This window comes from Actinoplanes sp. NPDC048791, assembly GCF_040650095.1.
In the GTDB taxonomy this organism is placed as follows: Bacteria; Actinomycetota; Actinomycetes; order Mycobacteriales; family Micromonosporaceae; genus Actinoplanes.
In genome coordinates, this window is the sequence record NZ_JBEZGQ010000239.1 from 1 (window position 1) to 10050 (window position 10050).

11 protein-coding genes are annotated in these 10050 nt (G+C 71.1%); 7 read left to right on the forward strand and 4 right to left on the reverse strand.

Going from position 1 to position 10050, the window contains the following annotated elements; genetic code table 11:
* The coding region (locus tag AB0C29_RS19100) for a LysE family transporter (protein WP_360821825.1) at window positions 1-744 on the forward strand (744 nt) is incomplete at its 5' end.
* Between the two features lie 11 nt (window positions 745-755).
* Here AB0C29_RS19100 and AB0C29_RS19105 read toward each other — a convergent pair.
* Entirely contained in the window at window positions 756-1439 is a 684-nt protein-coding gene (locus AB0C29_RS19105) for a DNA alkylation repair protein (RefSeq protein WP_360821827.1), read from the reverse strand.
* 31 nt (window positions 1440-1470) lie between these two features.
* On the opposite strand from AB0C29_RS19105, the gene AB0C29_RS19110 reads away from it, so the two are divergent.
* Complete coding sequence (locus AB0C29_RS19110; RefSeq protein WP_360821829.1) at window positions 1471-2106, forward strand: acVLRF1 family peptidyl-tRNA hydrolase; 636 nt, start codon at window positions 1471-1473, stop codon at window positions 2104-2106.
* A 46-nt stretch (window positions 2107-2152) separates the two neighbouring features.
* On the opposite strand, the gene AB0C29_RS19115 is transcribed toward AB0C29_RS19110, so the two are convergent.
* The gene (locus tag AB0C29_RS19115) at window positions 2153-3073 is read right to left on the reverse strand and encodes a neutral zinc metallopeptidase (protein ID WP_360821830.1); all 921 of its coding nucleotides are present in this window, start codon (window positions 3071-3073) and stop codon (window positions 2153-2155) included.
* A gap of 220 nt (window positions 3074-3293) precedes the next feature.
* Here AB0C29_RS19115 and AB0C29_RS19120 point away from each other — a divergent pair, with 220 nt between their 5' ends.
* The 5 genes from AB0C29_RS19120 to AB0C29_RS19140 all read left to right on the forward strand — a co-directional run bounded on the left by AB0C29_RS19120 (window position 3294) and on the right by AB0C29_RS19140 (window position 9029).
* On the forward strand, window positions 3294-4898 hold the full coding sequence (locus tag AB0C29_RS19120; protein ID WP_360821832.1) for an ABC-F family ATP-binding cassette domain-containing protein: 1605 nt from the start codon (window positions 3294-3296) through the stop codon (window positions 4896-4898).
* A gap of 488 nt (window positions 4899-5386) precedes the next feature.
* Complete coding sequence (locus AB0C29_RS19125; protein WP_015620263.1) at window positions 5387-5614, forward strand: helix-turn-helix domain-containing protein; 228 nt, start codon at window positions 5387-5389, stop codon at window positions 5612-5614.
* Window positions 5611-6390: an enoyl-CoA hydratase/isomerase family protein gene (locus AB0C29_RS19130; RefSeq protein ID WP_360821834.1), complete on the forward strand. Its 780-nt coding sequence runs from the start codon at window positions 5611-5613 to the stop codon at window positions 6388-6390. The genes AB0C29_RS19125 and AB0C29_RS19130 overlap by 4 nt, the downstream gene beginning before the upstream one ends.
* 88 nt (window positions 6391-6478) lie before the next feature.
* On the forward strand, window positions 6479-8428 hold the full coding sequence (locus tag AB0C29_RS19135) for an ABC transporter ATP-binding protein (RefSeq protein WP_360821836.1): 1950 nt from the start codon (window positions 6479-6481) through the stop codon (window positions 8426-8428).
* A 97-nt stretch (window positions 8429-8525) separates the two neighbouring features.
* Complete coding sequence (locus AB0C29_RS19140) at window positions 8526-9029, forward strand: GNAT family N-acetyltransferase (RefSeq protein WP_360821838.1); 504 nt, start codon at window positions 8526-8528, stop codon at window positions 9027-9029.
* A 26-nt stretch (window positions 9030-9055) separates the two neighbouring features.
* Here the strand turns inward: AB0C29_RS19140 and AB0C29_RS19145 are convergent, their stop codons facing one another.
* Both AB0C29_RS19145 and AB0C29_RS19150 read right to left on the reverse strand, forming a co-directional pair.
* Window positions 9056-9808: an alpha/beta fold hydrolase gene (locus tag AB0C29_RS19145; RefSeq protein WP_360821840.1), complete on the reverse strand. Its 753-nt coding sequence runs from the start codon at window positions 9806-9808 to the stop codon at window positions 9056-9058.
* Between the two features lie 42 nt (window positions 9809-9850).
* A partial coding sequence (locus AB0C29_RS19150; RefSeq protein WP_360821842.1) for a DUF429 domain-containing protein occupies window positions 9851-10050 on the reverse strand: 200 nt, incomplete at its 5' end.

Here is a 10050-nt window from a genome sequence, read left to right on the forward strand (position 1 = left end):
CTGGGCGCGGCCACCGCCGACGGGGTGTACGCACTGATCGCGGTCCTCGGCGGGGCGGCACTGGCGGCAGCGATCGCACCGATCGCGACGCCGCTGCGCTGGGTCGCGGCGGTGATCCTGCTGCTCCTGGCGGTTCATACCGCCTGGTCGGCCTTGCGCAAGCGCACAACCCAGCCCGATTCCTCGGATGACCCAGCGCGTCCGGAGCGTGCGTCTCCCGATGGCGGCGCCCGCGCGCCGGGTCTCGCGGATCCGGATGCCGGTGCCCTCGGAGCGGGACCGGTTGCCGCGGTGCCGGTCGCCGGCCGGGACGGCGGAATCTCAGACGCCGGCCGGGACGGCGGGGTCTCAGACGCCGGCCGGGATGGCGGGGTCTCAGACGCCGGCCGGGATGGTCCGGCCGCGGCGGCCGACGGGTTGGCTGCTCCGCGCTCTGCCGGCAAGGGCGCCGGGGGACTGGACACCACCACGGCCGGGCGTGCCTACCTCGGTGTGCTGGGGCTGACGCTGCTCAACCCGGCGACGATCGTCTACTTCGCCGCGCTGGTCATGGGGCGTGGCGGCACCGGCGGCGGGGTGTGGTTCGTGGTCGGCGCCTTCGTGGCCTCGGCGAGCTGGCAGCTGCTCATCGCCGGCGGCGGCGCTCTGGTCGGCCGCCTGCTCACCGGCGACCGCGGCCGCCTGATCACCGCCATGGTCTCCAGCGCGGTGATCGCCGTCCTCGCCGTCGGCCTGGTCACCTGACCGCCGGGAGGTCACAGATGCTTGGTGGCCTCCCGGACCGACAGCGGCGACAGCCGGTCACGGTGGTCATGGACGTAGCGGGCCACCGCGGCCGGATCGGTACGGGCGTACTGCCGCAGCGCCCAGCCGATCGCCTTGCGGACGAAGAAGTCCCGGTGGCCCGCCTGCCGGGTGCAGTATCCGAACAGGCGGTCCACGTCCGTCTCCGTGCCGTAGTGCAGCTGGTGCAGGATCGCCGTACGGATCAGCCACATGTTCCCGTCAGCCGACCAGGCGTCCATCTCCGCACGCAGCTCGGGATGCCGGCGCACCAGGCCGCCCACCACCCGGGTGGCCAGGGGGTCGATCGTGTCCCACCACGACTTCGTCGTGATCAGGGTCCGCAGCGTGGTGAGGAAGCCCGGCCCCGGCACCGCAACGTGCCGGCGCAGCCAGTCGCACGCGAAGTACTGGGACTCCCGCTCCTCCAGCTCCCAGCACGCCAGCGCCACCGCCCGCAGGTCGTCCTCGGTCGGCGCGGGCAGCCCGGCCACCACCGCGCGGGCCAGGGCGCGCTGCGTCGGCGCCGGGATGCCCAGGAACGCGAACTGCTCCCGCATGTACGCCGCGGCCGGCCCGGCGCGTTCCGGATCCTCGGCCGCCTTGTAGCTGCGCACCAGGCGATCCAGCAGTTCCTCCGCGGGCGCTCGGGTCATGCCGGGATCATCCCACCGTAGGGTGGCAGTCATGAGTGCGAGACCGGCGGCAGGCGGCGGACGGTGGGTGGACGTGGCCCCCGAGCGGCTGGCCCGCTGGCTGGAGAACTTTGCCGGCCGGCACGGTCCGTGGACGGCCGACGGGCTGCTGCTGACCGCGGAGGACGGCGCGACCGCCGAGCTGGCGGCGCCGCCCGGGTCGCCGGCGACCAAGGATCTGGACGAGCTGCGCCGGGCGGCGGGGGAGTCACGCCGGATCGGTCTGCTGCTGGCCCGCAAGGGCGCGGTGGCGGTCGGTGTGGCCGACGGCCCCAAGCTCGTCGTGTCCAAGGTCGACACGCACTACGTGCAGGGCCGCACGGCCGCGGGCGGCTGGTCCCAGCAGCGCTTCGCCCGCCGCCGGGACAACCAGGCCAAAGCGGCGGCCGCGGACGGCGCCGGCATCGCGGCCCGCCTGCTCCTGCCGGAGGTACGCACCCTGAGCGCCCTGGTGACCGGCGGCGACCACACCGCGGTGGACACCATCCTGGCCGCCGTACCCCTGCAACCCCTCGCCGCGCTGCGCAGCGACCGTTTCCTCGAGGTCCCGGAGCCGCGCAAGACAGTCCTGGAGGACGCGATCGCCCAGGCCCGGGCGGTCCGCATCCTCGTCAAAGACCCCACCTGAACCCGGAAGTCTCCAGGTCAGGCGGGGCCGTATCGCTCGTGACAGGTCAGCTGACCGCGCCGGCGGCGAAGGTGTCGCAGCTCTTCGGGTCGCCGGTGTCGTAGCCGCGCTTGAACCACTCCTGGCGCTGGGCGCTGGTGCCGTGGGTGAACTCCGCCGGGTTGACCGAGCCGCCGCTCTTCTTCTGCAGGGTGTCGTCGCCGATCTTGGCCGCGGTGTCCAGGCCCTGCTGGATGTCCTCCTGGCTGATGCTCTTGAAGATCTTCTGGCCGGACCCGTCGTCCGTGCCCGTGGCGTTCTTCGCCCAGCTGCCCGCGTAGCAGTCCGCCTGCAGTTCCAGCTTGACCGACTGCTCATTCGCCCCGGTCGGGTTGCGCTCCTGCTCGCGGCGCATCGCGCCCTCGGTGCCCAGCAGGTCCTGGACGTGGTGACCGTACTCGTGGGCCAGCACGTACGGCTGGGCGAACTCGCCCGGCGCGCCCAGCTGCTGCGACAGCACGGTGTAGAAGGTCAGGTCGATGTAGACCCGGTCGTCGGCCGGGCAGTAGAACGGCCCGACGCCGGAGTCGGCGCTGCCGCAGCCGGTGCTGACCCGCTTCGAGAACAGGACGGTCTTGGACGCCTTGTACTGCTCGCCGAAGGTCGCCGGGAGGGCCTCCACCCAGTAGTCCTGGATCGAGTTGACGTAGAGCACGTTGCGGCAGTCCAGCTGCTTGACCGCCTCGGACTGCGTGCACTTCTGGGTGAGGGAGGTGTTGTCCCCCGTCTGCGTGCTCGCGCCGTCATCGCCGGTGAGATTGTTGATGCCGAGGAAGCCACCGACGACCGCGATGAGCACGGTGACGATGATGCCGGTGAGACCTCCGCCACCGATGGGCAGGCCGCCGATCCCGCCGCCGCCCCCGCCGGAGGAACGCTGGTCGTCGATCTGACTGGTGTCGATCCTGGCGTTCTCGTTGAGTTCCATCGCATCCTCGCTCGCGCGTCCACCACGTGTGGCGCCATTCGTACCCGGTGGCCGCGCCCGCTAATCGGGTGGGGGGTGGTGGCCGGCGCCCGGTACAATTGCCGGGTGCTGCTCTGCGAAGGCTGACCTGCCCCGCGCCGACCGTGATCTTCCGCGATCCCGGCGGCGCTTCCGTGTGCCCTGAGCCAGCCTTCTTCCCTCGAGAGCGAGACGCTTCCTCATGATTACCGCCACCGGACTCGAACTGCGCGCCGGCTCCCGGATCCTCATCTCCCCGACGACGCTGCGGGTGCAGCCCGGCGACCGGATCGGCCTGGTCGGCCGCAACGGCGCCGGCAAGACCACCACGCTCAAGGTGCTGGCCGGCGAGGGCACGCCGTACGCGGGTGAGGTGACCCGCACCAGCGAGGTCGGCTACCTCCCGCAGGACCCCCGCACCGGCGACCTGAACGTCACCGCCCGCGACCGGGTGCTGTCCGCTCGCGGCCTCGATGTCCTGTTGTCGCAGATGCAGAAGCTCGAGGTCGAGCTCGAGGAGAGCGCCGACGACAAGCTGATCCGCCGCTACGGCCAGCTGGAGGACCAGTTCGCCAGCCTGGGCGGGTACGCCGCCGAGGCCGAGGCCGCCCGGATCTGCTCCAACCTGGGCCTGCCCGACCGCGCGCTGGCCCAGACGATCGGCACCCTGTCCGGTGGTCAGCGCCGGCGCATCGAGCTGGCCCGCATCCTGTTCCAGAATTCCGGCCAGAACGGCAAGGGCATCCTGCTGCTCGACGAGCCCACCAACCACCTGGACCAGGACTCGATCACCTGGCTGCGCGGCTACATCGCCAACCACAAGGGCGGCCTGATCGTCATCAGCCACGACGTCGACCTGCTGGAAGCCGTGGTCAACAGGGTCTGGTACCTCGACGCCAACCGGGCCGAGGTCGACATGTACAACGTCGGCTGGAAGACGTACCTGGCCCAGCGGGAGACCGACGAGCGTCGCCGCCGCCGCGAGCGCGCCAACGCGGAGAAGAAGGCCGGCGCGCTGCTGGCCCAGGCCGACAAGATGCGGGCGAAGGCCACCAAGACCGTCGCCGCGCAGAACATGGCCAAGCGGGCCAACAAGCTGCTCGACGGCCTGGAGGACGTGCGCACCTCGGACAAGGTGGCCAAGGTCCGCTTCCCGAGCCCGGCGCCCTGTGGCAAGACCCCGCTGACCGCGCAGGGCCTGTCCAAGTCCTACGGCTCGCTGGAGATCTTCGCGGACGTGGACGTGGCGGTGGACCGTGGTTCCCGGGTCGCCATCCTGGGCCTCAACGGCGCGGGCAAGACCACGCTGCTGCGGATCCTCGGCGGGCACCTGCAGTCCGACACCGGTGAGGTGCGGGCCGGGCACGGGCTGCGGCTGGGTTACTACGCCCAGGAGCACGAGACGCTGGACGTGGACCGCACGATCCTGGAGCACATGCGCAGCGCCGGTTCCGAGCAGACCGACACCGAGCTGCGGAAGATCCTGGGTGCGTTCCTCTTCTCGGGTGACGACGTCGAAAAGCCGGCCGGCGTGCTCTCCGGCGGCGAGAAGACCCGGCTCGCCCTGGCCACCCTGGTCTGTTCGGGCGCCAACGTGCTGCTGCTGGACGAGCCGACCAACAACCTCGACCCGGTCAGCCGCGAGCAGGTGCTGGACGCCATCGCCAACTACCCGGGCGCGATCGTGCTGGTCACCCACGATGCGGGGGCCGTGCAGGCGCTCAAGCCGGACCGGGCCATCCTGCTGCCCGACGGCGACGAGGACGCGTGGAGCGACGATCTGCTGGAGCTCGTCGAGCTGGCGTGATCGCCATCGCTTGATCGAGGATCAACGGCATCGTCGGTTGTCAACTGGTGCCCACACAGACAGTGCGACTCCTGCCCGGCTCCGGTCACCGCGCGGCCGGGCCCGGGCACCCCTCAGCCAGCCTCCGCTGCCCGTTCGGGCGCCGGCTCACATCCCTGCGTGCATGCTGCGTCGACGCTGCGTGACATCGTTGTCCGTCCACCGTGTAGTTGATGTTTGTGCAGCTCAACGGGTGGTCTTGGGACGAGGTCCGGGGCGGCGGGGCGGTCCCGGCGGGCGGCCGGCAAACGCTCTCCGGCGTCCGATTACCGACCCGATCCGGCCTCCGGGCCAACGGTCTGACATTGATGCGCATGGTCACCGTCGGGTTCCTGACAGTGGTAATTGGGCACGTTGGCTAAGCCGAGATACCTAGCGCATGATCGTTGGAGGCGGTCTAATAGGTGGGACCGTATCGAACCGCACAGTCTGGGACGTGAGGATTCAACATGGCAGCCACCGGCACAGCCACCAGCACTGAGAAGGGTCGTCGAATCGTCGGCAGCGAGCGACAGACGCTCGCCAAAGACCTGGTGAAGCGATACACCTCCGGCGAGAGCATTCGGGCGTTGGCCGCCTCCACCGGGCGGTCCTACGGATTCGTGCACCGGGTGCTCACCGAGTCGGGTGTCCAGCTTCGCCAGCGCGGCGGCGCCCGTCGTCGCAAGAAGGCGTGACGACCAGCGCATCACCCGGGACCGAAACAGGCGTTCGGTATGACCAGGACGGGCCGGTCGCGACGGTGACGTTGTGCCGGCCCGATGTGCTCAATGCCCAGACTCCCGCCATGTGGTCGGAGCTCGCCGACATTTCCCGGAAAATGCCGGGGGACGTGCGAGTCGTCATTGTCCGAGGTGAAGGCCGTGCCTTTTCCGCCGGACTCGACTTGTCGGTTGCCCGGGGCGGCGGCGATTCTTCGTTGCCGGAACTGGCCGCGTTGTCCCCGGAAGAGTGCGCGGATCGGATTGCCGGCTTCCAGGATGCGTTCACCTGGTTACGCCGGCCCTCGCTGGTCACCATCGCGGCCGTGCAGGGCCACGCGATCGGGGCCGGATTTCAGCTCGCACTCAACTGCGACTTGCGGATCCTGGCCGACGACGCCCGTTTCTCGATGGCCGAAGTCACCCTGGGCCTGGTGCCGGATCTCGGTGGCACCAAACGGCTGACCGAGCTGGTCGGGCCGTCCCGCGCCCTGGAGATCTGTGTCACCGGCCGGCGCATCTCGGCGCAGGAGGCGGACCGGATCGGTCTGGCCACCGCCGTCGTGCCCGGTGCCGACCTGTCCGGAGCGGTCTCCGACCTGGCCGCGGCCGTGCTGGCCGCCGACCAGGGCGCCGTGGCCGAGATCAAGGCCCTGCTCGCCGGGGCCACCGGCCGCTCGTACGCCGAGCAGGACCGGGCCGAGCGGGAGGCGCAGACCCGCCGCCTGCGCGACCTCCTGGGTGCCGAGTAAGGACCGATCAGGAAGAAACCGGTTACCTCTCGGGTTGTCATACCCAGCGGGCAGACTGTGCCTGCCACAGACGCCCGGGAGGTGACGCATGGGTCCGAACTCCAGCGGCTCCAGTTGGATGATGCTGCGCTCGATCCAGAATTCCGAGCGCGTCTCGAAGCATCAGCTCAGCCGGGGCACGACCAGGCGCATCCTGCGCTTCGCCCGGCCGTACCGGCGCGACATCATCGTCTTCCTGATCACCGTGGTGTTCGCCGCGGGCATCGGCGTCGCCACCCCGGTGCTCGCCGGCCACGTGGTCAACGCCATCACCGCCGGCGGCTCCGACGCCGCCGCCACGGTCGTCAAGCTCGCCTTCATGATCGCCGGGCTGGCGATCGTCGACGCGTTCCTGTCCCTGGCCCAGCGGTGGTATTCGGCCCGCATCGGCGAGGGCATCATCCTCGACCTGCGCACCAAGGTCTACGACCACGTCCAGCGCATGCCGCTGCAGTTCTTCACCCGGACGCAGACCGGCGCCCTGGTCAGCCGGCTCAACAACGACGTCACCGGGGCTCAGCGGGCGTTCACCTCCACCCTGTCCGGTGTGGTCAGCAACGTCATCCAGCTCGTGCTGACCGCCGCCGTGATGTTCAGCCTGTCCTGGCAGATCACCGTGTTGTCGCTGGTGATGCTGCCGGTCTTCATCATCCCCGCGCGCCGGGTCGGCAAGAAGCTCGCCGAGATCACCCGCGAGTCGTACAACCTGGACGCGAAGATGAACGCGACCATGACCGAGCGCTTCAACGTCTCCGGCGCCCTGCTGGTCAAGCTGTTCGGCCGCCCCGACGCCGAGGCCGCGCGCTTCGGTGAGCGCGCGCAGCGGGTCCGGGACATCGGCGTGCAACAGGCCATGTTCTCCCGCACCTTCTTCGTCGCCATGCTGCTGGTCGCGTCGCTGGCCCAGGCCCTGACGTACGGGCTCGGCGGCTGGCTCGCGGTCACGGGCAGCGTCACCGCCGGCACCGTGGTCACCCTGGCGCTGCTGCTGACCCGCCTCTACGGCCCGCTCACCGCCCTGAGCAACGTACGGGTCGACGTGATGAGCGCGCTGGTCTCCTTCGACCGGGTCTTCGAGGTCCTCGACCTCAAGCCGGGCATCGAGGAGAAGCCCGACGCCGTCGCCATCCCGCCCGGCTCGGGCCGGCTCGAGTTCCGCGACGTGCACTTCCGCTACCCGAGCGCCGACGAGGTCTCCCTCGCCACGCTGGAGGACGTGGTCGCCCTCGACCGCACCGAGAACGCACCGGTGCTGCGCGGCGTCGACTTCGTCGTCGAGCCCGGTCAGATGGTCGCCCTGGTCGGCCCGTCCGGCGCCGGCAAGTCCACCACGTCCATGCTGGTCTCCCGGGTCTACGACGTGACCGAGGGCGCGGTCCGCGTCGGCGGGGTCGACGTGCGCGACGCCACCCTGGAGTCGTTGCGCGACACCATCGGCGTCGTCACCCAGGACTCCCACCTGTTCCACGAGACGATCGCGGAAAACCTGCGCTACGCCCGGCCGGAAGCGACCGAGGAGGAGATGTGGGACGCCCTGCGCGGCGCCCAGGTCGCCGAGCTGGTCCGCTCCCTGCCCGAGGGGCTGGACACCGTGGTCGGCGAGCGCGGCTACCGCTTCTCCGGCGGCGAGAAGCAGCGCATCGCGATCGCCCGGCTGCTGCTCAAGCACCCGTCGATCGTGATCCTGGACGAGGCGACGGCCCACCTGGACAGCGAGTCCGAGGCAGCCGTGCAGCGGGCCCTGACCGTGGCGCTGGAGGGCCGGACGGCACTGGTCATCGCCCACCGCCTGTCCACGGTGCGCGACGCCGACCAGATCCTGGTCCTGGACGACGGTCGCATCGTCGAGCGCGGCAAGCACAGCGAGCTCGTCGCGGCCGGCGGTCTGTACGCGGAGCTGTACCGCACCCAGTTCGCGGTGGGCGACAGCCCGGCCATGCCGTACGCGGAGGAGACCGAGCAGGTCATCGTGCAGGTCCCGCACCCGATCGAGCCCTGAGCGCAGGTTGAGCCGGAAGGCGATGCGGCGGCCCGCCCGGGGCCGGGCCTTGGGAATTGAGCTGCGGCAGGCGGTCGGGCTGTGACAGAACCGGTCGATGGACTTACGCCCGGCCGGCCCGGCGGACGCCGCCCTGATCGCCGAGTTGCACGCCGCGAGCTGGCGTCGCCACTACCGGGGAGCCTTCGCCGACTCCTATCTCGACGGTGATGTCGTCGCCGAACGCCGGGCGGTGTGGTCAGCCAGGCTGGCGGCTCCCGGCGCTGGTCGGACGCTGCTGGCGGAGGCCGGCGGCGAGCTGATCGGCTTCATCCACATCGAGGCCGACCACGACGAGCGGTGGGGAAGCTTCATCGACAACCTGCACGTGCGCCCCGACCGGCAGCGTTCCGGGGTGGGCCGGGCGCTGATGGCCGGGGCGGCGGAGGCTGTCGAGCACCGCGCCCGCTACCTGTGGGTGCTGGAGCAGAACGTCGCGGCGCAAGGGTTCTACCGGGCGCTGGGTGGGCGGTGCGTGGAGAAGGCCGTGGTCTCGCCGCCCGGTGGGGTGGCCGGCCGCCTGCACGGCACGCCGCACAAGCTCCGCTTCGTCTGGCCGTGACCAGCTGCCGCCCGCAGCTGGACGGGTCAGGCGGTGCGCAGGAAGTCGATCAGCAGTGGGTTCACCGCTTCGGGTCGTTCCAGGCTCGGCAGGTGCCCGGCCCAGTCCAACTCGACATGCCGGGCACCGGGGATCCGCTTGGCCAGCGCCACCGCCACCTCGTGGAAGTCGATCACGTCGTGCGCCCCGGACACCAGCAGCGTCCGGGCGGTGATGGCCCCGACATCCGGCTCCGTCGCCAGCTGCGGGAACTCCTCGGCCGCCGCCAGCTGCACCTCGAAGGCGCGACGTTGCATTTCGCGTACCTTGTCGCGGGTTGCCTGGTCCGCCGCCGGACCGACCCACATCTCCACGTTGAGTTCGGTCGCCGCATCCACGTCCCCGGCCTCCAACAGCGCGTCCTCGCGGGCGCCGAAGGCCCGCAGGTCGGCGCTGCGTTCCTGCTCCCACCAGGCCGTGCAGAGCAGCGCCAGGCTGGTCACCCGCTCCGGGCGGCCCGCCGCGATCTCCAGCGCCACCCGGCCCCCGCCGGACGCCGCGATCATCGCCACCTGCTCCGCGCCGAGCGAGTCCATCAGCTCGACGACGTCGTCGGCGTCGCCGGACGGCCCGTCGGGCATCGGGGAGTCGCCGAAGCCGCGGAAGTCGGCCCGGACCACCCGGTAGCCGGCCTCGACCAGCGCCGGGACCTGCGGGTCCCACATGCGCCGGTCGCACACCGTCGAATGCAGCAGGACCACCGTGGGGCCGTCGCCGGCCACGTCATGAGAAAGAGTCATCCGCGCCACCCTAGGCCCCGGACCGGGCCCGGCACATGCGGTTTATCCCGGCAGTGCCGCCAGGGCGGCGGTGGGGATCGCGATCCATCCTTCGGTCCGGGCCGCGGGCAGCTCCCGCTCGTCGGGATGGCAGACCTGATCGCGTACGGCGGCCCGCGCGGTCAGCGCCGCGACGACGGCGTCCAGCGCATGATCGCTGTGCCGGCACAGCTCCTCGTGCCCGCCCAGGTCCAGCCACGGCG